The organism is Pedobacter cryoconitis (assembly GCF_014207135.1).
GTDB lineage: Bacteria > Bacteroidota > Bacteroidia > Sphingobacteriales > Sphingobacteriaceae > Pedobacter > Pedobacter cryoconitis_D.
In genome coordinates this window covers 31,970-52,828 of record NZ_JACHCC010000001.1, presented here as the reverse complement: position 1 = coordinate 52,828, position 20,859 = coordinate 31,970, and the positions used below count along the sequence as shown (strand labels likewise).

18 protein-coding genes are annotated in these 20,859 nt (G+C 39.2%); 7 read left to right on the top strand and 11 right to left on the bottom strand.

Going from position 1 to position 20,859, the window contains the following annotated elements; genetic code table 11:
* Nucleotides 1-4: 4 nt before the first annotated feature.
* Together accC and HDF25_RS00225 are read right to left on the bottom strand one after the other, a co-directional pair.
* The gene (gene accC / locus HDF25_RS00230; RefSeq protein WP_184621559.1) at nucleotides 5-1,489 is read right to left on the bottom strand and encodes an acetyl-CoA carboxylase biotin carboxylase subunit; all 1,485 of its coding nucleotides are present in this window, start codon (nucleotides 1,487-1,489) and stop codon (nucleotides 5-7) included.
* A gap of 8 nt (nucleotides 1,490-1,497) precedes the next feature.
* Nucleotides 1,498-2,538 carry a threonine aldolase family protein gene (locus HDF25_RS00225; RefSeq protein ID WP_184621556.1) on the bottom strand — a complete coding sequence of 347 codons (1,041 nt, stop codon included), beginning with the start codon at nucleotides 2,536-2,538 and terminating at the stop codon, nucleotides 1,498-1,500.
* A 594-nt stretch (nucleotides 2,539-3,132) separates the two neighbouring features.
* Between HDF25_RS00225 and HDF25_RS00220 the strand changes: the two genes are divergently transcribed.
* Nucleotides 3,133-3,999 carry an N-acetylglucosamine kinase gene (locus HDF25_RS00220; protein ID WP_184621554.1) on the top strand — a complete coding sequence of 289 codons (867 nt, stop codon included), beginning with the start codon at nucleotides 3,133-3,135 and terminating at the stop codon, nucleotides 3,997-3,999.
* A 57-nt stretch (nucleotides 4,000-4,056) separates the two neighbouring features.
* Here HDF25_RS00220 and HDF25_RS00215 read toward each other — a convergent pair whose 3' ends face one another.
* Nucleotides 4,057-4,746 carry an NUDIX hydrolase gene (locus tag HDF25_RS00215; protein WP_184621552.1) on the bottom strand — a complete coding sequence of 230 codons (690 nt, stop codon included), beginning with the start codon at nucleotides 4,744-4,746 and terminating at the stop codon, nucleotides 4,057-4,059.
* A 117-nt stretch (nucleotides 4,747-4,863) separates the two neighbouring features.
* Between HDF25_RS00215 and pfkA the strand changes: the two genes are divergently transcribed.
* Genes pfkA through gap form a run of 3 tightly spaced genes read left to right on the top strand, consistent with a single transcriptional unit; the run spans nucleotide 4,864 to nucleotide 7,701 of the window.
* Nucleotides 4,864-5,850 (top strand): 6-phosphofructokinase, encoded by a 987-nt coding sequence (gene pfkA / locus HDF25_RS00210; RefSeq protein ID WP_184621550.1) that lies wholly within the window; start codon nucleotides 4,864-4,866, stop codon nucleotides 5,848-5,850.
* 1 nt (nucleotide 5,851) lies between these two features.
* Nucleotides 5,852-6,694, top strand: a complete 843-nt coding sequence (locus HDF25_RS00205; RefSeq protein ID WP_184621548.1) for a hypothetical protein — start codon at nucleotides 5,852-5,854, stop codon at nucleotides 6,692-6,694.
* Between the two features lie 5 nt (nucleotides 6,695-6,699).
* Nucleotides 6,700-7,701 (top strand): type I glyceraldehyde-3-phosphate dehydrogenase, encoded by a 1,002-nt coding sequence (gap, locus tag HDF25_RS00200; RefSeq protein ID WP_184621546.1) that lies wholly within the window; start codon nucleotides 6,700-6,702, stop codon nucleotides 7,699-7,701.
* Between the two features lie 66 nt (nucleotides 7,702-7,767).
* Here gap and HDF25_RS00195 read toward each other — a convergent pair whose 3' ends face one another.
* The 5 genes from HDF25_RS00195 to HDF25_RS00175 all read right to left on the bottom strand — a co-directional run bounded on the left by HDF25_RS00195 (nucleotide 7,768) and on the right by HDF25_RS00175 (nucleotide 11,693).
* Nucleotides 7,768-8,385: a DUF5025 domain-containing protein gene (locus HDF25_RS00195; RefSeq protein ID WP_184621544.1), complete on the bottom strand. Its 618-nt coding sequence runs from the start codon at nucleotides 8,383-8,385 to the stop codon at nucleotides 7,768-7,770.
* Nucleotides 8,386-8,452: 67 nt separating this feature from the next.
* Nucleotides 8,453-8,698 (bottom strand): hypothetical protein, encoded by a 246-nt coding sequence (locus HDF25_RS00190; protein WP_184621542.1) that lies wholly within the window; start codon nucleotides 8,696-8,698, stop codon nucleotides 8,453-8,455.
* 169 nt (nucleotides 8,699-8,867) lie between these two features.
* Nucleotides 8,868-9,632 carry a LytR/AlgR family response regulator transcription factor gene (locus HDF25_RS00185; RefSeq protein WP_260409291.1) on the bottom strand — a complete coding sequence of 255 codons (765 nt, stop codon included), beginning with the start codon at nucleotides 9,630-9,632 and terminating at the stop codon, nucleotides 8,868-8,870.
* Nucleotides 9,604-10,662 (bottom strand): sensor histidine kinase, encoded by a 1,059-nt coding sequence (locus HDF25_RS00180; RefSeq protein ID WP_184621540.1) that lies wholly within the window; start codon nucleotides 10,660-10,662, stop codon nucleotides 9,604-9,606. Before HDF25_RS00180 ends, HDF25_RS00185 begins: the two co-directional genes overlap by 29 nt.
* A 32-nt stretch (nucleotides 10,663-10,694) precedes the next feature.
* The gene (locus HDF25_RS00175) at nucleotides 10,695-11,693 is read right to left on the bottom strand and encodes a hypothetical protein (RefSeq protein ID WP_184621538.1); all 999 of its coding nucleotides are present in this window, start codon (nucleotides 11,691-11,693) and stop codon (nucleotides 10,695-10,697) included.
* 203 nt (nucleotides 11,694-11,896) lie between these two features.
* Between HDF25_RS00175 and HDF25_RS00170 the strand changes: the two genes are divergently transcribed.
* The 3 genes from HDF25_RS00170 to HDF25_RS00160 all read left to right on the top strand — a co-directional run bounded on the left by HDF25_RS00170 (nucleotide 11,897) and on the right by HDF25_RS00160 (nucleotide 15,819).
* Nucleotides 11,897-12,214 carry a hypothetical protein gene (locus HDF25_RS00170; protein WP_184621536.1) on the top strand — a complete coding sequence of 106 codons (318 nt, stop codon included), beginning with the start codon at nucleotides 11,897-11,899 and terminating at the stop codon, nucleotides 12,212-12,214.
* A gap of 147 nt (nucleotides 12,215-12,361) precedes the next feature.
* Nucleotides 12,362-14,725 carry a TonB-dependent receptor gene (locus HDF25_RS00165; RefSeq protein WP_184621534.1) on the top strand — a complete coding sequence of 788 codons (2,364 nt, stop codon included), beginning with the start codon at nucleotides 12,362-12,364 and terminating at the stop codon, nucleotides 14,723-14,725.
* Nucleotides 14,722-15,819, top strand: a complete 1,098-nt coding sequence (locus tag HDF25_RS00160) for a PepSY-associated TM helix domain-containing protein (protein ID WP_184621532.1) — start codon at nucleotides 14,722-14,724, stop codon at nucleotides 15,817-15,819. Before HDF25_RS00165 ends, HDF25_RS00160 begins: the two co-directional genes overlap by 4 nt.
* Here HDF25_RS00160 and HDF25_RS00155 read toward each other — a convergent pair.
* From HDF25_RS00155 to HDF25_RS00145, 3 genes are all read right to left on the bottom strand, one after another.
* The gene (locus HDF25_RS00155) at nucleotides 15,785-16,312 is read right to left on the bottom strand and encodes a GNAT family N-acetyltransferase (protein WP_184621530.1); all 528 of its coding nucleotides are present in this window, start codon (nucleotides 16,310-16,312) and stop codon (nucleotides 15,785-15,787) included. The two genes, HDF25_RS00160 and HDF25_RS00155, sit on opposite strands and share 35 nt — an antisense overlap.
* Nucleotides 16,313-16,316: 4 nt before the next feature.
* Nucleotides 16,317-18,278, bottom strand: a complete 1,962-nt coding sequence (glgB, locus tag HDF25_RS00150; RefSeq protein WP_184621527.1) for a 1,4-alpha-glucan branching protein GlgB — start codon at nucleotides 18,276-18,278, stop codon at nucleotides 16,317-16,319.
* Nucleotides 18,279-18,344: 66 nt separating this feature from the next.
* Entirely contained in the window at nucleotides 18,345-20,816 is a 2,472-nt protein-coding gene (locus tag HDF25_RS00145; RefSeq protein ID WP_184621525.1) for a glycoside hydrolase family 31 protein, read from the bottom strand.
* Nucleotides 20,817-20,859 lie beyond the last annotated feature (43 nt).

Below are 20,859 nucleotides of genomic sequence, written 5' to 3'. Positions count from 1 at the left end.
TTCTTTAATATTTTTTCCGGTTTTTAAGCCAGTTACCTGATGTACCTGCCGTCGTTTCAATCACAACAGCATTATTTTTTTTCTTTAAATTTCTTAATGCGACTATTGCTGCCATCAGCGCTTCGTCTTCATCTGTATTTTCCTTATTTTCCGGATTGAAATATTTACCTACGAAATGTGTATTAAAATTTCCAGAAGTAAATGCTTCATGTTCCATGACAAATTTACCAAAGTTCAGTGTAGTTTGAATGCCCGTAATGTCATATTCTGAAATTGCCCTGAGCATTCTGGAAATAGCCTCAGAACGATCAGCACCGTAAGTTATCAGTTTAGCAATCATAGGGTCATAATATACAGGTATTTCCATTCCCTGTTCAAAACCATCATCCACTCTTACCCCGTTCCCCTTAGGTGTCCGGTAAGTTTTCAATGTACCGATATCAGGAAGAAAATTATGTTTTGGGTCTTCTGCATATACCCTTAATTCGATAGCATGTCCGTTAATTTTTAAATCTTCCTGGCTGTAGCCCAGTTTTTCTCCTCTGGCAATTTTAATCTGCTCTTTAACAAGATCCAGCCCCGTGATCAGTTCAGTAACCGGATGTTCAACCTGTAAACGGGTATTCATTTCAAGAAAAAAGAAATCCAGATTTTCATCCAGGATGAACTCGACTGTCCCGGCTCCCGTATAATTAACAGACCGGGCAACATCAACTGCACATTTTCCCATCTTCTCTCTGATCTCAGGACTTAATACACTGGAAGGAGCTTCTTCAATGACCTTCTGATGTCTTCTCTGAATAGAACATTCTCTTTCAAAAAGATGGACGATATTTCCATAATTATCACCAAGAACCTGTATTTCTATATGTCTGGGTGAAGAAACATATCTTTCTATAAAAACCGCTCCATCACCAAATGCTGATTTAGCCTCACTGACTGCCAGCTGCATCTGCTCTTCGAAAGCCCCGGGTTCTTCCACGATCCTCATCCCCTTTCCACCACCACCCGCAGCAGCTTTAATCAGAATAGGAAAGCCAACTTCCTGGGCCCTGCGTTTTGCTTCTTCTACATCCGTGATAGCCTCTTCTGTTCCCGGAACCATTGGAATCTGATATTTAAGCGCTGCAGCTTTTGCTGATAACTTATTTCCCATAACCGCCATAGCTTCCGGCGAAGGTCCAATCAGAATTAATCCCGCTTCCTTTACCATTCTCGCGAAGGCCGCATTCTCAGATAAAAAACCATAACCTGGGTGTATTGCCTCTGCCCCCGTTATCCGGCAAGCCTCAATAATTTTTTCCCCTACCAGGTAAGACTGATTTGCTGGTGCAGGGCCTATTAAAATAGCCTCATCCGCATAACGTACATGAAGAGCTTCTCTGTCAGCTTCCGAAAATACAGCCACAGTCAGAATTCCCATCTCTTTTGCAGAACGCATGATACGCAAAGCTATCTCCCCTCTGTTGGCAACCAAAAGTTTCTTCATAATATTTTTTAATAATCTTTAACAGGTTTCAGCCTTGTAATAAGCTCAATAGCCTGAGTGATCTGATCAGCGCTCACATTTAAATGTGTAACAAATCTAAGGGTATCAGGCCCGGTAGCACCACATAAAATTCCTTGCCCGGCAAGACTTTTCAATACACTTCCGGCAGTATATCCCTCAGCCATTTTAAAAATAACAATATTCGTTTCTACTGGCATTACCTCTGAAACAAAGCTAACATTTGCCAAAGCATCAGCCAGCAATTGTGCATGAAAATGATCTTCCGAAAGCCGGGTTATATGATGATCCAGTGCATATATACCAGCTGCTGCCAGAAAACCAGCCTGCCTCATTCCTCCTCCGAAAGCTTTCCTGATCTTTCTTGCCTGATGAATTGTTTCCCCCGAGCCCAGTAGAACCGAACCTACCGGTGCCCCCAGACCTTTGGAAAGACAAACAGAAATACCGTCAAAATACTGACCATAATTACCTGCAGAATCCCCTGTTTTCACCAATGCATTAAAAATTCTTGCCCCATCCAGATGGAGCTTCAGTCCATTACGCTTACACAATGCATGAATGGGTTCAATCTGCTCCAGTGTATAACAGGCTCCTCCCCCCTTATTAACTGTGTTTTCCAACACGACAAGACTGGAATTAGGATAATGAATATTATCTTCATTGATTTCCGGGGCTATTAGTCCAGGACTTAATATCCCTCTGGGACCATTCAGTAATCTGACTGATGCTGAAGAATGAAAAGCAATACCTCCGCCTTCATAACGGTATACATGGGCAGTCTGATCGCAAATTACTTCGTCCATCGGCCGTGTAAAACATTTGATTGCTATCTGATTAGTCATTGTACCAGAAGGACAAAACAAACCAGCTTCCATATTAAAAAGTCCGGATAATTTATGCTCAAGTTCAGTTACCGTTTCGTCTTCTCCATACACATCATCCCCAACCCTGGCCGTCATCATCGCATTAATCATTCCTTCAGTTGGCAGGGTCACCGTATCACTTCTAAAATCTATTTTCTTTTGCATACTTTTATCATTAAAGGTGAAATTATCATAAATACAGCGTACATCAAAGCATTTTTATTCGCCGCTGCCAGAAATACCATATTAAATTCTCTGATACCTAGTTATGAGTATTTTAAAATTTAATGTTTGAGTATATTTGAAGAATATTCTAGCAATAATAAAGTGTAATAAAATATTAAAATTTGGAATTTAAAATAACTAGTGTAATTTTATCTTAGTGTTAATTTAACAATATCTAAAACCTGTCATCTTACTAACTGTATATCTGACGTTTATGATAAACATAAAAAAGAACATCAGTTAAATTAACAAATAAAACAAGAGCTAAACACTAGAATTAACAGCAACATTAAACAATAAGTACTAATATAAATGCAGATATCTGGTAAAAAAACTGAGCCGGCAGCATGCATCATACAGGACCGTTAAAAAAAACCTAAAAATGGAACCATCATGATTTTTCAAATCACACAACGAAATGAAAATAAAATCATGATAGATTCATTACCATTAAAAAACAATATATACTTCAATAAAAAAAACTTTTGAAAATGTCAGGAATATTTACTTTTACCCCCCAAAAAACAAATTAAGATGATAGTTATTGCAGATGGTGGTTCAACCAAAACCAATTGGTGTTTAATTAATGAAGCTGGTAGAAAAATTCATTTTAATACCGAAGGTTATAATCCGTATTTTTCCCGTACAGATTACATTGTTGAATCTTTAAAAAAGTCTTTACCAGATCATTTAGAGGCAGACAAATTAACAGAAGTATATTACTATGGTGCCGGTTGTTCAACCGACGCGCTTAAAAAAATCGTGGCTGATGCCATGGGTCAGGTTTTCGTCAATGCAGCGATCTTTATCGGTCATGACTTACTGGCTTCCTGCAGAGCATTGCTTGGTGATGAGCCAGGTTTTGCAGCTATATTAGGTACAGGAACTAACTCTTGTCTTTATAATGGAAATGATATTTCTCTGAACATTGATTCTCTGGGTTATTTTCTTGGAGATGAGGGTAGCGGATGCTTTATAGGTAAACGTATCCTTGGTGATTACATGAAGGGTTATATGCCTAAAGGATTACGCGAGAGTTTCTATGACAACTTTGCTTTAACAAACGAAGACATCTTCGATCATATCTACAACAAACCACTTCCAAACCGTTTTTGTGCCGGTTTCAGTAAATTCCTGTACGACTTCAAAGACAACTACGAAGATTATGCATTCTCAACAGTTGAATATGCTTTCACGGCATTTTTTGAGAATCTGGTAATTCATTACCCGAACTATAAAGATTATTCCTTGAACTGTGTAGGTTCGGTTGGATACAGCTTCAGAGATATTCTGAGCATTGTTGCTGACAGATATGAAATGGGTGTAGGTAAGATCATCCGCTCTCCTATAGATGATCTTGTAGATTATCATATGCAGCCTGCGAGAAAAGTAAGCCTGTAAAAATAATCCACAAAAAATCCGGTAGTAATTACTACCGGATTTTTTGTGGATGAATATTTAGAATGATATTTCTTTGCCAAATAACTTTCCGTATTTTCTTTTATCGAAACGATAAAGTGTAGCTGCCCTGAAAGAAACTCCCTTCTGTTTCTCATTTAAATCTTTCAGTACGTTAAAACTCAGCATCTTTTTCCTGAAATTCCGCTTATCCAGTTTTTTACCCAAAATAACCTCATACACATTTTGCAATTGTGTAAGTGTAAATTTCTCCGGAAGCAATTCAAATGCAATTGGCTGATGTTTAATCCTTCTTTTAATTTTTTCCAGTCCCTGATCAAAGATTTTCTGATGGTCAAAAGCCAGCGGAGGCAACTCTTTGACATTAATCCAGTGTGCCTGTTTAGCATAATTGCTGATTGGTTTAAGGGCTTTATCCCCCCCTAATCGCAACATTGCATAATAAGCTACTGAAATAATTCTTCCCTGAGGGTGACGGCCTACGTCACCAAAAGTGTAGAATTGCTCCATATAGACATTCTCTATCCCTGTAAGCTCGTGTAAGATACGTGCGGCAGACTGATCCAGACTCTCGTTTTCATTCACCAGATATCCGGGAAGTGCCCACCAATCTTTAAAAGGTTCTTCATTCCTTTCAATCAGCAGAACTTTTAATTCTCCTTCATCAAATCCGAATAAAACACAATCTATGGAGAAGGTGGAATTAAGCTGTGGTAAGACTTCTTTCAAAACATTAAATTTTTAAAAACTAAAGCAAATTAATATACTTGTTTGCGATTTACATAAAATAAATCAAAATAAATTACTTAGTGTAATATCTACACGGTATATTCGTAATATAAACACATGAAACCAAATATCAAAAATATCGCCGTATTGACATCTGGGGGTGACGCTCCCGGAATGAACGCATGCATCAGAGCAGTTGTACGTACCGGTATTTACAATGGTATAAATATGTTTGGAGTTTTGCAAGGTTATCAGGGATTAATAACTAACAATATTATTCCAATGGATGCCCGCTCCGTGAGCAATATTATCCATTTGGGCGGAACCGTACTAAAAACAGCCCGTTGTTTAGAGTTTAAAACAGAGGAGGGCATGGACCTTGCTTATGAAAATCTGAAGTTACATGATATTGATGCCCTGGTCGTAATCGGAGGAGATGGTACATTTACCGGTGCCCGCCGCTTTGCACAGAGACATCAGATCAACGTCATTGCCATTCCCGGTACAATCGATAACGATTTATACGGTTCAGATTTCACCCTAGGCTATGATACAGCCATTAACACCGTTATTGAAGCTATAGATAAGATCAGAGATACTGCTGATTCACATGATCGTTTGTTTTTTGTTGAAGTAATGGGGAGAGATTCAGGATGTATTGCCCTGAGAAGCGCAATTGCCTGTGGAGCTGAGGCCGTATTACTACCGGAAAAGGCAACCAGTCTGGATGAGCTGATCAAACAACTGGAAGCTGGTGCAGCTACCAAAAAATCTTCCAGCATTGTCATTGTGTCTGAAGGCCATAAACAAGGGGGTGCTTATGACATCGCGAAACATGTGAAAGAAAAATTCAACCATTATGACACAAAGGTCACTATATTAGGGCACTTGCAACGTGGTGGTAGTCCAAGTAGTTTTGACAGAATCCTGGGAAGCCGTTTAGGTTACGCAGCTGTAAATGAATTACTCAAAGGCAGTACACAGCAAATGGTTGGTTTGAGAGGAAACGAGATCAAATTAACCAGTTTGGACGAGGCATTGACAGAGCATAGTTTTAAATTAGAAAGCGACTTATTGGAAATGACTAAAGTTTTATCCATTTAACATGATAGCGGTAGTATACAGCGGATCAAAGACTGCACTATGGAAGATAGCTAAAGACGGTAAGACAATTGCCGAATGCAGTATGCCTGGTATTAACCCATTTTTCGTAGATCAGAAATCTTTACTGCAACAACTAAACAGAAAAACTATTTTAATCAACCATGCAGAACAGATTAAGAAGATCCACGTATTTGCTGCAGGAGCGACCTCATTAGAGCGCAGGAACGAGTTAACTGCTTCATTGGGCTTATTCTTCAAACACAGTAAAATTACTGTTCAGGACGACCTATATGGCGCTGCAATAGCAGCCTGTTTTAATAAAACCGGAATTGTAAGTATTTTAGGAAGCGGGGCTAACTGTGCCTATTTTGATGGTACTAAACCCGAGCCCAATAACTTTGGCCTTGGTTTTATTCTGAGTGACGAAGGTTCAGCAACTTACCTGGGAAAAATTATCCTGAAACATTATCTGCAGGAAAAACTACCGGCCGACCTGATGAAAAAATTCAGTAAAAAATATGACCTGAACAGATCGGAGATCCTGGATAAAGTTTACAAAAAAACAATGGCCCAGCAGTTCCTGAGTTCTTTTCTCGAGTTTTTTATAGAAAACAGGGAACATGAATACATTCAGCAAGTCATAGATGACGCTTTTCAGCGTTATATCAATACCTACCTGCTACCTACCATTAAACTTCATCCTGAGGAAGAAGTTCATTTTGTAGGAATAGTGGCAGGGAACTTTCAGGACCGTCTACGCACTATAGCAAAGAAAAATGGTTTTGAAATTACCACAATTACCAAAGAACCAATATATAATTTACTTAATTACTATTCAAATTAATAATAATGACAAAGATTGGAATAAACGGTTTTGGCCGTATCGGAAGATTAGTTTTCAGAGCTGCATTAAAAAGAGGTTTAGATGTAGTTGCCATAAATGATCTTGTAGAGCCGGATTACATGGCCTATATGTTGAAATATGACACTACACATGGTCGTTTTGACGGAACTATTGAAGTAGTTAACGGACATTTAGTCGTTAACGGAAAAACCATCCGTATCACAGCTGAAAGAGATCCGGCTAACTTAAAATGGAATGAAGTTGGTGTAGAAACTGTAATTGAATCAACAGGGTTATTTTTAACTCAGGCTGATGCAGAGAAACACCTTACTGCAGGTGCAAAAAGAGTAGTTCTTTCGGCTCCGGCTAAAGATGATTCTATCCCGACTTACGTAATGGGTGTAAATCATCATAAATTAACAGCAGATCAGACTGTTGTTTCAAATGCATCTTGTACAACTAACTGTCTTGCACCAATAGCTAAAGTATTACACGATAACTGGGGTATTGCTGAAGGACTGATGAGCACTGTACATGCAGTTACTGCAACACAAAAAACTGTTGATGGTCCTTCTGCGAAAGACTGGAGAGGTGGACGTGGTGGTTTCTCTAACATCATTCCTTCTGCTACAGGTGCTGCTAAAGCAGTAACGAAAGTTATTCCTGAGCTTAAAGGTAAATTGACAGGTATGGCTTTCCGCGTACCGGTTGCTGACGTTTCAGTAGTAGATTTAACAGTTCGTTTAGAAAAACCAGCTACTTATCAGCAAATTAAAGATGCGATGAAAGCAGCATCTGAAGGTGAATTAAAAGGAGTTCTGGGATATACTGAAGATGAAGTTGTTTCATCTGATTTTATCGGTGATGACCACGCTTCAATTTTTGATGCAAATGCAGGTATCGCATTAAATGACAACTTCGTAAAAGTAGTTTCATGGTACGATAACGAGTGGGGTTATTCTTCAGCATTAGCTAAATTTGTAGAATACTACGGAAACCTAAAATAAATCCTGTTCATACAGGTTTATATTTGGTTAGAAAAGGGATGTTCCGGATAGGGCATCCTTTTTTTATTAATAACGAACTTCAAACACCCCATTCCGGATGGTGATAGAATCCCGTACATCTTCTTCATTATACAATACACCACTGAGTTTTCCACCTACAATAGGAATTGCACTTCCACTCAGGTATTCATATCGTGTAATTTCCAAACTAAAAGGTTTCATATCCGGATTCGCAGTATAAACTATCGCATCATCACCATTACCGTTTTTTCCCCATGCAGAAAGCACGATATGTGATCCTTCCAGATTTTCATATCTGTCATTCACACCGGTGATATTAAAATAACCAACTTTGATGTTATCAACCTGAAATCTCAGGACTGGTTCAAGATCGTTATCCAGAAGTCCTTTGGGTAACCTGACCAGGACATTATATAATGATTTTTCGGAGCCATCACTCAACCCTATCCCGGTCCACTGACCGCTGAGTACATCCCTGTCTTTACTTATTGTATTTTCTACTGCAATAGATTTTCCGGCTATAATAGCCTCAAAATGCTGCGTATATTCTTTCTGGATAGGTTTTTCAATTATATTCTTGTCTTTTGAACAGGAAAAAGATAGCAAACCAGCCGCTAATAAAAGAGAAAACGTTGTTTTCGATTTGAAGCAGATAATTTTCATACAATAGGCGTTATATTGCGAATATAATAACTTATTGTTAATAAAAATAATCAAAAGCGATGACCGGCTAAATTTTCGGATTAAACTCATCCAGCGAATAGGGTAATTCAATACATAAGAACCCATATTCAATAAGCAACTGTTCAACAGCAACAGTGCATAACTCCGGACTCACTACCCTTAGGATTTTATCTTCATCCTCCAGATCAAATGACCAGTTTCTTTCTCCCAGAAAAGAATTTAAAGCAGGTTCCACACAAACCAGGTCTTCATAGTCCTGCACCGATGTTTTAAAAATAATTATGTTCATCATTTACAATTAATATTCCCGGATAGGCTGGAAAACCATCTGCTGGTATTTCCAATGATTTGATTAAAGATGGCAGATCTTTCCGGCTTATAAAAGTACATCCAATGCAAAACGGACAAAAGTAGGGATGAACGGCAGAAAATTACCGGTAAACGGATCCGGGATGTTTCAGCTAACTTCTTGCCAGCCAATCCAGAAACTGAGGAGTCTTTTCTTTACTGATCGTAATGTTATCTTTAAAAGGGACAGAGAGATTAATCACCAGTTTACGGGAAAAGAAATGAGCAGCATCCCTTACAGCTTTTCTATTCACCAGACACTGCCGGTTTACTCTGAAAAAATCATCTCCGGTTAACCTTTCCAGCTCTTCCAGGTTCTTGTTCAACAGATAGGTCTTATGTTCAAAAGTAAACAGCCTTGTTTCATCAGATTCTATATAGAACAGTGCAATATCAGCAGTTTTCACCGGAATGATTTTATCCTTATAACTCACCAGTACTGAGGCCGTTTTTTGCGGTATCTTACTTACAAAAAGGTCAAAAATCTCATGATAAGATACACGCTCATTGATAAATCCTTTTCTTAAAGAATGGTATTTGTTTAAAGCCTGCGCAACAGATAGAGTAGTAAATGGTTTCAGTATATAATCTATCCCATTTGTTTTGAAGGCATTTAAAGCATATTCATCATAAGCAGTACAAAAAATTATAGGGGCTGAAATACTGACCATTTTAAAAATGTCAAAACTCAATCCATCTCCCAGCTGAATATCACTAAAAATCAGATCTGGTGAAGGCGATTTTTCGAAATAAGCAACAGCCTCCTTAACTGACTTCAGACAAGCGACCAGCTGCGCATCGGGTTCTAATTTCAGAATCACATCAACCAGATCTTCTGCTGTTAACTTTTCATCCTCTATGATTACGATTTTCATCATTTAAAATTTTTAGGCCTACAGAAAAAACAGAACCATTATCCATGATTTCAATCTCATCCCCAGATAATAACTTATATCGCTCTGCAAGATTTGCCAATCCGCTTCCTGTAGAGTATTCAGTTACTGATCTTAACTGAATGTTATTAATCACAGTTATCCAGTCACCGTCTTTTTTCACTTCAATATGGAGAGGAGCAGCTTCAGTCAATTCATTATGTTTAATTGCATTCTCAAGCAGAGGCTGTAATGAGAATACCGGTAACCCACCTTCTGATTGCTCCGCATCAGTTATATCAAAAGAAAAACTCAGAGCCTCACCAAATCTTACCTTTTGCATCTCCAGATAATCAATTCCCAGCTTCATCTCTTCATAGAGTGTCCCAACTGCACGTTTATTTCCGGATACTGATACTCTTAAAAAATCTGATAACCGCAGCAGATAATCCTCAGCCAGTTCGGGACTCTTTTTAATCAGAGATTTGAGAATATTAAGTGCATTAAACAGAAAATGAGGTTGAATCTGCTGCTGTAACAATTGATAAGCTGCTTCTGACCTCGCAGTATTTAACAACGAATTCTCCAGCTGCGCTTTGTTATTTGCCTCCTGAACCAGGATAAAATTCTGAAGCAGCAACACAATACTATTCATGAATATTCCCTGTAAACATAAATAAAGATAAATAATGTTTCCGTTCACCCTTATTCCCAATGTTTTAGTGGTCATCCCCAGCCGGATCAGATATAACTCAAAAAAATACATCAGCCACATCACTAAAGTACTCATGATGAAACTCAGGGCATAAATCACCCTGCGGTCTTCCAGATAGCTCTTTTTTTTCAGCAGCAGTAATAAACCAACATTCCCCAGGCTCATTAAAATAATCAGCACACAAGATATAACCGATCTGATGAATGCCCCCTGAACTGTGTCTCCCTCCATAAAGGCAGAGCTAAATAAGAATATCGTAATAGCGAGTGGAAAACAACAGCTCACTTTTAATAAATGTTTAATAGGCAGCTTCGTTTTCATACAAGCAAATATAGTCAGGAGCGAAAGATGATCTATAATTTATTTTTGGTTGGCACTGTCTTTTTAGTCTTATTATTTGGTATTACATAAGACAGGTTCATACTCAAAAAAGAAGAACTGATATTCGTTCTGGATTTATAATTATTAGAATTCTCGTTTACTCTTGTCAGACGGGTTGTAACTGAATTCCGGTGTCCTCCTTTTATGCCCAACAAGAAGTTTTTACCCAACAGATGCTCATAACCGATATAGCTGTTTATTTCATTCGAGACCCATTCATAATTACCAGCACTATAAGCCCCCTCAGCATTTTGTTTCAGAAAAAAAGAACTGTTAACCAGTTCTGCCCCCGCACTCACCCATCCATTTAATACACCGGATCTTCTAAAGATTATTTTTTGCGGAAGGATCATATCTATCTCCCAGAAAGTACCCGGAACCCTGTGCCAGTAAGTATAAACCGGGAAGGCAGGAAAAATTGCTGCCTTATCCAGGTTAGCAAAGATCCCCACAGAGGAAATTGTATTTGCATTTGCTTTCAGAACCAAAAAAGCAGATACCAGCCCGCTTAATTTTTTAACATCAAAAAAATCAGTACTCCCCAGAATGACTGTCCCCCCCAAAACAAATGGCTTATTCCATAAAACCCCTCTGTATTTAGCCGAGAACAAGGCATCAAAATCATTTTTTGCAAACTCTCCCTTTCCATAACTCTCGTTCGTTGTTTTACGATAATAAGAAACCGATTCTCTTGTATAAACCATCCCCGCAGATAAAGAAAGTCTCTGCTTCGAATAAACCGGTACCAAAACATTTATTCTCAACCTGTTTCCTGAGAACTCCCCTTCTTGCTGCGAGTCATTTCCTTTAGAATACAAATGATAATCTGAATCTCCAAAATAGTCCTTCTGAATAGTGACATACTTTAAAGCAGGATAGCTTTCTGGTATGGTTTTACTTTTCATAAGTGAATCCTGTGCATTAGCAGAAACCGCAATCTGAAAGAACAACAATACAAATAGAATTTTCATCTGAATAATTTTTCACGAAAATGCAGCTTCAGCCTCCAGACTTAAAGTATTTTACCCCCGAAACGGACAAGATCATACCCGAAAATCTCCCCCCGCAAAAAAAATCCTATATTTGCAAAATATTCAGCCCCTATTCATTGAGAAGATCAGTCTGCATTTTATTACTCCTTATCATTGCCGTGCAATCCTTTAACAAGAGGCTGGTGACGATTTCTTTTAAGCTGAATGAGCAATATATCTCCTCTGTCTTATGTGAGAATAAAAACAAGCCTGAGATGCATTGTAATGGCAGATGTATCCTGGCTAAAAAATTAAAACAGGCCGAAGAAAACGAACAAAAACAAAGAGATCAGAATCAGGAAAGCACCAATGTGTTATTTTTCTGCAAATTACACAGACTTAAACTGGCTAGCTGTCTCTCAGCTCTTCAGAAAGCTAGCTTTAATAGCTTTTACCTGCGTTTCAGACCTTCGCCATCCTATAACGATATCTTTAAGCCACCACAGGCTCAGATCGCTTAATTTTAATTCATTTACCTGAAGGCCGTTTAATTGAATGGTCTGTAAAGCTTAGCGTCCTATTGCGCCTTGCAGGGTATTCCTATGATGCCGCTATGGCTAAAATTATCAGCAACCTGGGTTGCCTAACCTTCATCACAAGATATTTTAATGAAAATCAATATTTTCCTTCTATTGCTATGCCTGTTCAGCAACAGGTTATATGCCCAGTTACCTACCGGTTCTATACATGGTACAATTATTTCTTTCGACAACGAACCTATTCCCGGTGCAAATGTCGTCCTTCAAAACACAAAAATAAAAACAGTAACAGATGCAAACGGAAATTTCAGTTTCCACCATATTCCTGCTGGAACTTATATATTAAACGTCTCCAATATTGGTTATACAGCCAACCGACAGAACCTGGTTATCGAAGCCGGAAAAAAACTACATCTCAATTTTCAACTGTCTAAAAGCAAACAGGAATTGAATGAAGTCAGTATCCATGTAGTCAAAAATCACTATAAGGTAAAGAATTCTAATACTTCTACCAGAATGGATATCCCTCTGTTGACTACCCCTCAGGCAGTTCAGGTTATTTCCAGCCAGGTCATCAAAGATAAACAAGCCTTTACCCTGAACGAGATCTCCAATACCTTTACCGGGATGAAAGCCAATAACGGAAATGGCTCATTTAGTATCCGTGGTTTCACGGCCTACTCTCCAACAGACGCAAGTTTTCTATTGTATAATGGAATAAGAGGCAGTTTATACCTGTGGAGTCAGCAACCGCTCCTTTACAATATCGAAAGCGTTGAACTGCTTCGCGGACCTTCAGGCGCCCTGTTCAGTGAAGGATCGCCAGGGGGAGTAGTTAATTTTGTAACTAAAAAACCACTGACTGCAAAAAGATATGAATTTGAAGTAGCTATGGGCAGCTGGAACTTCAGACGCTTATCAGTAGATCTAACAGGCCCTTTATCTAAAAACAAAAAACTACTTTACCGTGCAATTATCGGTTATGATAAATCCAGGAGTTTCCGGAACTATCAGGAAAAAGAAAATATTTTTATCGCCCCATCCCTCACATACTTATTCTCCAACCAGTCAGATTTAAATCTGGAGATCAATTACGCACACCAGAAAACTAACCAGCAATATGATAACGGAAGTTATATCCGCACAAACCCTGACGGAACCTTTGATTTCAATTATTATCCATCCAATCTGACGATACAAAGTCCTACTGATTATGGGAAAACAGATAATATCTCTGCAACACTAACTTATAACCACCAGTTTAATGAGAATCTGAAATTAACAGCCGTACACCGCACCGTAAACAGTAAACTGGATTATACAGATCATATTCCAGTTGGTAAAATAAGAAATGACTCTATCAGCCGTGGCTTCCAGGACTGGGAAACCAGCCGCTTTAGTTTACAGACAACCGCTTATTTATCCTATCAGTTTAAAACAGGGGTAATCAGACACCATCTGATCACCGGGGCAGATTATAACCGTTATGGCTGGACCAAGAATGACTATCAGTACAAACCTGCTTCACGTATTTCTATTTTTAATCCCGATTATAGTCATGATCCACCCGCAGCATCTGTTCAAGCTCAGGAATCTGATGACAATAAAAGAATCACCAACCTGGTTGGGATTTATCTACAGGACCAGCTGAGCCTGAGTGAAAAATTAAAGGCTTTAGTTTCTCTTCGTTATGATTCTTATAATGCAAAAGAGACCCCGTTGTCTGCCAGGGATAATAAACAAGGGGATGAACTACAGGCCTCCGGATTAATTCCACGCGCCAGTCTGGTTTATTCTCCTGTTTCGAATATTGCCATATATGCCAGTTTTCTAAAATCATTTAATCCTCAGACTTCTAACAATGTACTATCAGGAGGCCCCTTTCCTACCCGGAAAGCCACACAATATGAGATCGGATATAAAGGAGATTTTTTCAACAATTCCCTCTCTACCAGTGCTTCTGTTTATCAGATCAGGTATGCAAATATCCTCGCTTCCGCTCCTACTGAAGAGAACTCCCATCGTCAGGAGGCCCTTAAGGGCACAAAAAGTAGTGGTATAGAGTTCTCGGCAATGGGTACCCTGCAAAATTTCAACATTATAGCTGGCTATGCCTACAATAACCATATCATACTCAGCACCAGCACATTTGGCAAAAAAGGAGATCGTTTTAACAATGCACCAAGACATATGGCCAATTTATGGCTTAAATACAATCTTAACCATGGGGCAATTAAAGGATTAGGTATTGCGGCCGGTGTAAGATATGTTAGTGATCAGGTAGGCCTGATTACTAACCAAAACTTTATCTTCCCTGCTTATACTGTCTATGATGCTGCCCTAAACTACCGGAGAGGCAAATACAATATTCAGTTAAATGCCTATAACCTGACTAATAAACATTATTTCACAGGCAGCAGATCCAGTACAGTAACCGGTGGTCTGGGAGATCCGCTGAATTACAGACTGGGTATAAGTTATCTGATCCGATGAAAAAGATAAATTTAACACGTGTACTGGTTTTTTCCATTCATAGCTGGCTGGGTTTAATCACAGGACTGTTTTTACTGTTATTAGGTATAAGCGGATCAGCGCTTGTCTTTTTAAAAGAAATAGACCAGGCTGTTCATGCCGATTTACTAACCGTAAACCCGACAGGCAAACCTTTGCCTCTGGACAGCTTTTATCGCAGCATTACCAGCAGCCATCCAAATTTAAAAGGTATCGTCTGGCTGAATCCAGATGCAGCCCCCGATAAGGCCTATGAATTCAGATTATATCAGAATGACGGTAAGATCAGTACCTACGACCTGGGAATGGTCAGTATGAATCCTTACACAGGAGAGGTAATAAGAGATGGAAACCTTAAGGATTTCAGCACGGGTTTTATACACTGGCTAATACAGTTCCACTGGAGTTTCCAGCTGGGACTCCCAGGACTGTTAATGGCAACTATATTTGGGATAACAATGCTGCTCTCGACCCTGACAGGGATTATTATTTACCGGAAATACATCTGGAAAGTACTGACTTTTCAGGTTTGGATCAGATGGAAAAACCGCAATACGATAACCTCAGGCTTCCATCGTATAGTTGGTGTCTGGGCCATTGCTTTTAATCTGATTATTTTCTTCACAGGTTTCTGGATGAATATGTTTGCGTTTGATAAAACCTATTGGGAAAAACAAACTATCCCATGTCCGCCAAATACCTTAGTTCAGCAATCATTGGAAGGACTTTTAATTAAAGCTTATAAAAAAATGCCAGATTTAATTCCGTTTAGTGTTTACCTGCCCACGCAGCCAGGTAGTGATTTCAAAGTAAGCGGTTCCTTAAAGGATCAGCATCCGTTGTTTCAAGGCGGAAATTCAGTTTCATTTGATGCTAAGTCCGGTCAGCTGACTACTGTAAGTAAATTCAGTGAAAAAAGCCTGCTGGATAAAACAGAAACTACATTTTTCCCATTACATACTGGCAATTTCGGCGGTATTCCTGTTAAAATATTATATGTTTTAATAGGTCTGCTTCCCGGCTTATTATCAATTACTGGTTTTATGCTTTGGTGGAGAAAACAAAAGTGTCCCTGACTCTTCCTTTCATTTCAATATCTTTCCTGATTAACCCGATCCGGGAAAATCCACAATGCTTCAGAACTGCCTGAGAAGCAATATTCAGTACATCACAGGTAGCATTGATAGTTTTCACTTCTAATTCTGCCCTTGCATACTGGATTAAAGCCTTGGTTGCTTCTACTGCGTATCCGGCTCTCCAATATAAAGGATTAATGATATAACCCAGATTTCCCTTATGCTCTTCCTTCGTATCAAATCTAAAACCACAACCTCCAATAAGCTTGTCTTCTTTTTTGAATACAATTGCCAGTTCAAAACTAACTCTTGGAATTGCCTTTTTAGATTTGATCACATTCTCAATAAATTCTTTGGTATCGGCTTCACTATTGGGTCCCCAGTTCTCATAAATGAGAATATCCTCCTGTTTTGCATATTCATGAACTGCTTCCCAGTCGGATACAACGTATTCCCTGAGTATTAATCTTTCTGTTTCTATCCAGATTCCCATCCTGTTATACAGTTTTCAGCACCATTGCTCCTAAGGGTGCAATGTTAATTGTAATGGAGTAATCTCTACCGTCAGCATTTATTGCTTCAGGCTTAAAAGTCCCCTGATTCTGTTTACCACTGCCAAAAAACTCAGCATCATCACTGTTAAAGATCTCCTTCCAGGAAGCCTTAAACGGCAAACCGATTCTATAGTTTTGCCTGTACACAGGTGTCATATTCAGAATAATAATCAGCGTATCTTTTGCCAGATGTCCTTTTCTGGTGTAAACATAAATAGAATGATCCCTGTCATCTGCACTGATCCATTCAAATCCTTCCCCGGAAAAACTGAAATCATATAAGGCAGGTTCAGAACGGTATAATTTGTTCAGCGCCTTTACATAAGTCTGCATTCCCCGATGAGATTTATACTGCAATAAATCCCATTCCAGGGACCTGGTAAAATTCCACTCCCCATTCTGCGCAAACTCATTTCCCATAAAAAGAAGTTTAGTTCCTGGTTGCGTAAACATATAGGCATACAAGAGTCTCAGGTTTGCGTGTTTTCGCCATTCATCACCCGGCATTTTATAAATCATAGACGATTTGCCATGAACGACTTCATCATGAGAAAAAGGAAGCATAAACCTTTCCGAGAATGCATAGGTAATACTAAAAGTAAGCTGATGATGATTATACTTTCTGTCGATAGGATCTGTTTTAAAATACTTAAGTGTATCATTCATCCATCCCATCATCCACTTCATGCCAAAACCAAGTCCGCCATCAGCTACCGGATGCGTTACACCAGGATAAGTGCTGCTTTCTTCAGCAATGGTCTGTACACCTTTAAAATTAGTATAAATGGATTCATTCAGGTCTTTTAGAAACTGAATTGCCCCCAGGTTCTCTGAACCACCAAATTCGTTGGTTGCCGCATCCCCCGCTTTTCTCGAAAAATCAAAATATAACATAGACGCTACTGCATCAACTCTTAATCCGTCTGCATGGAACTGATCCAGCCAATACATGGCATTACTGATCAGAAAAGATCTGACTTCATTTCTGTCGTAATTAAATATATACGATTTCCAGTCAGGATGAAATCCCTTACGCATATCGGCATGCTCATATAAATGAGTTCCGTCAAAATGAAACAAACCATGGGCATCTCCCGGGAAATGTGAGGGCACCCAATCCAGGATTACAGCAATATCATGCTGATGCAATTGTTCAATCAGGTACATTAACTCCTGTGGAGTACCATGTCTGGAGCTCGCCGCAAAATAACCCGTAATCTGGTATCCCCATGAAGGAAAATAGGGATATTCCATGATAGGCATCAGTTCTACGTGTGTAAAACCCATTTCTACCACATAAGGAACCAGTGTATTTGCAATTTCTTTATAAGTTAAAATACGTTCAGGTTCTGCCGGATCCCGCTGCCATGATCCCAGGTGCACTTCATAAACTGACATTGGCTGATTAAGTGCATTTAATTCCGGACGTTTTTTCAACCAGGATTTATCCTTCCATTTATAAATAGTATCCCAGACTACAGAAGCTGTTCTTGGAGGATGCTCCCATCTGGTTGCAAAAGGATCACCTTTTTCATAATCCTTTCCGTCGGCCCCCTTTATAAAATATTTATAGACCGTCCCCTTCCCCAGACCAGGAATGAAACCTTCCCAGATCCCAGATTCATCCAGCCGTTTATAGAGCCGGTGTGAAACACTGTTCCATTGGTTAAAGTCACCACTTACACAGACATCCCGGGCATTGGGTGCCCAGACTGAGAAATAAGTTCCTTCAGTGTTATTTACAGCTAAAAGATGTGCTCCCATCTTCTCATACAGCCGAAAATGTTTGCCTGAAATAAATAAAGCAACATCAAAATCGGTCAGTAAACTAAAAATCCAGACAGGAGCTTCCGTAGGTACAGCAATAAATTCTTGAACAGGTTTACCCTGGATTGTTTTAGCCATTATTTTAAGGGATTATATCTTTTAATGTTAGCACCTGTTTAAAACTCCTCAGCAGAAAAACAATCGCTATTCCCCCTGAATCTGTATTACAGCAAAGTTTTTATTCGTTTTAAAACGCAAACAATTTCTATCATCTGTCTGGTAATCCTTGGTTTCTACCCCATCTATAATCACTTTCTTTACACCAAAAGGAATACCAATCAGGTTACAATTATATGTTTCGTAATTAGGCGTATATAAACCTTCCAGTTTTTGCTGGATCAGTAATCTCCGGTCATTTCCTTTAACCGTAAATTTCTTTTCTGAATAAATATCCTGTTCATAAGCGAAAGTATCCCCGTGGTCTTCAAAGAAAAAAGAGTTCACTTCATAATTCGCATAATAGATATTTAACAACACCTCATCCACATTCTTCTCCCCTACATATTGCATAACCGGATATTCCGGGATGACAGCTCCTGCTTTGATGAAGATAGGCATATCTTCTAAAGGTGCGTCTATTAAATGTTCATTTTCTCCGTTCAGCAATTCATGCGTCCAGAAGTTATACCATTGCCCTCTTGGTAAATAAACAGTTCTGGAAACCGCACCCTGTTCTAAAATCGGACATACCAGAATTTTGTCTCCAAAAGCAAACTCGTCCTGTCTGAAGTGGTTACTTACAATTTCCTGCTCCAGCATAACCAATGGTCTTAAGATTGGAAATCCATAACGATGATGTTCCCAGAACACCGAATACAGATAAGGCATCAGCTTGTACCTGAGTTCAATGAATTTACGGTTAATAGCTGTATAAGGCTCCCCAAAACTCCAGGGCTCTCTTTCGGCTGTATCACCTGCCGAGTGGGCACGCATGAAAGGTGAAAATGTACCCAGCTGTATCCAGCGTGTAAAAAGTTCACCATCAGGTTCCCCGCTGAAACCACCTATATCCGTTCCACAAAATGGGACTCCAGATACAGACATCCGCTGACATTGTATATTTCCGATTTTCAAATGCTCCCAGCTGGCTACATTATCACCGGTCCAGACACAACCATAACGCTGCATTCCGGCATATCCGGCACGGGTAATCGTAAACGGACGCTTATTACGCATTAGCTTTTTCAATCCGTCATAAGTAGAACGTACCATTTGCATCCCGTAAATATTATGAGCTTTACGGTGTGATCCCCTGTGTCCGTCAAAATTATGACGTACATCGTTCGGAAAAGTTCCTGCACCAAAAACTGCAGGTTCGTTCATATCATTCCAAACGCCGGCAACTCCCATATCTACCAGTTCTTTATAAAGTCCGCCCCACCACTCCCTGACTATAGGGTTGGTAAAATCAGGGAACTGGCACCTGCCAGGCCATACGTGACCTTCCATAAAATAATCATCACTCCTTCTGCAGAAGTAATTATTTTCTTTACCTTCTTTAAATACCCAGTAATTATCATCCACTTTAATTCCCGGATCAATCATGACAACGGTTTTAAACCCATCATCAGCAAGCTCCTTGATCATTTTACGCGGATCTGGAAAATGCTTTTTATTCCAGGTAAAACAACGGTAGCCATCCATATAATCGATATCAAAATAAATGGCATCGCAAGGGATCTCTCTTGAGCGGAACCCTTCGGCCACAGCTTTGACTTTAGTCTCCGGATAATAACTCCAGCGACACTGGTGATAACCCAAAGCCCATTTGGGAGGCATAGGATGTGTTCCGGTCAGGCTTTGATAACGTTTGATAACGTCCATCATATGCGGACCGTGGATGTAATAATATTGCAATTCACCTCCATCAGCCCAGAAGCTTGTTTTATCATTATCCTCTTTTCCGAAATCAAAATAAGAACGGAAGGTGTTATCGAAGAAAATACCATAGGCAGATTTCTGATGAACGCCCGTATAAAAAGGAATAGTTCTGTACAAAGGGTCCTGATCCCAGCTAAAAGAATAGGCATCTGTATTCCAGTTTTGGAAATGACGTCCACGCAGGTTCATATTACCAGATTTATCACCAAGTCCAAAGAAATTCTCCTCCGGATAACATTTTTTAGTAGCAAAAACATAATAACCACCAAAATCAGCATTTTCTTCCCAGTGCATCGGTGAGGCATCTTCACTCATGACCAGCTGAGAGAGATTCTCAGTAAAAGAGATATGAAAATCCGCTTTCCTGATTTTACAGGTAATCGTATTGGTTGAAATGGCATAACAATCTTCCTGTTCTTCCAGACTAAAAGTACTGACTTTCTGGTCTACAACAGGAACAGCATAGGAAAACTCTTCCAGAAAAACACTGTGGGGAGCAAGCCTTACCCGGATAATCTCATTACTGACTACCCTGACTTCTACACTCGCTTCTCCATCTGAGAAGAAAAATTTGTTGCCTTCTTTACGTACTTCCTGAACTTGGGTAAGATATTTTTTAACAATCGGTTTTAAAGCGAGTACCGGATTGTTTAAATGCTGAATAGTCGTTTCGACTATTTCTTTAATATTCTCGTTGTCCTTTAATTCGTTTCCTGGTTCTGCTGTTTCTTCCATAAAAAGGTTCCCGTAATCTATTTGTCTATATTGATTGTCTGAT

Bases quoted from the DNA above. Each gene is read 5' to 3' on its own strand.
- gap (WP_184621546.1), top strand. From the start codon at position 6,700: ATGACAAAGATTGGAATAAACGGTTTTGGCCGTATCGGAAGATTAGTT.
- HDF25_RS00185 (WP_260409291.1), bottom strand. From the start codon at position 9,632: ATGATGAAAATCGTAATCATAGAGGATGAAAAGTTAACAGCAGAAGAT.
- HDF25_RS00180 (WP_184621540.1), bottom strand. From the start codon at position 10,662: ATGAAAACGAAGCTGCCTATTAAACATTTATTAAAAGTGAGCTGTTGT.
- HDF25_RS00155 (WP_184621530.1), bottom strand. From the start codon at position 16,312: ATGGGAATCTGGATAGAAACAGAAAGATTAATACTCAGGGAATACGTT.
- HDF25_RS00160 (WP_184621532.1), top strand. From the start codon at position 14,722: ATGAAAAAGATAAATTTAACACGTGTACTGGTTTTTTCCATTCATAGC.
- HDF25_RS00195 (WP_184621544.1), bottom strand. From the start codon at position 8,385: ATGAAAATTATCTGCTTCAAATCGAAAACAACGTTTTCTCTTTTATTA.
- HDF25_RS00190 (WP_184621542.1), bottom strand. From the start codon at position 8,698: ATGATGAACATAATTATTTTTAAAACATCGGTGCAGGACTATGAAGAC.
- HDF25_RS00175 (WP_184621538.1), bottom strand. From the start codon at position 11,693: ATGAAAATTCTATTTGTATTGTTGTTCTTTCAGATTGCGGTTTCTGCT.
- HDF25_RS00165 (WP_184621534.1), top strand. From the start codon at position 12,362: ATGAAAATCAATATTTTCCTTCTATTGCTATGCCTGTTCAGCAACAGG.
- HDF25_RS00145 (WP_184621525.1), bottom strand. From the start codon at position 20,816: ATGGAAGAAACAGCAGAACCAGGAAACGAATTAAAGGACAACGAGAAT.
- HDF25_RS00220 (WP_184621554.1), top strand. From the start codon at position 3,133: ATGATAGTTATTGCAGATGGTGGTTCAACCAAAACCAATTGGTGTTTA.
- HDF25_RS00205 (WP_184621548.1), top strand. From the start codon at position 5,852: ATGATAGCGGTAGTATACAGCGGATCAAAGACTGCACTATGGAAGATA.
- glgB (WP_184621527.1), bottom strand. From the start codon at position 18,278: ATGGCTAAAACAATCCAGGGTAAACCTGTTCAAGAATTTATTGCTGTA.
- pfkA (WP_184621550.1), top strand. From the start codon at position 4,864: ATGAAACCAAATATCAAAAATATCGCCGTATTGACATCTGGGGGTGAC.
- accC (WP_184621559.1), bottom strand. From the start codon at position 1,489: ATGAAGAAACTTTTGGTTGCCAACAGAGGGGAGATAGCTTTGCGTATC.
- HDF25_RS00225 (WP_184621556.1), bottom strand. From the start codon at position 2,538: ATGCAAAAGAAAATAGATTTTAGAAGTGATACGGTGACCCTGCCAACT.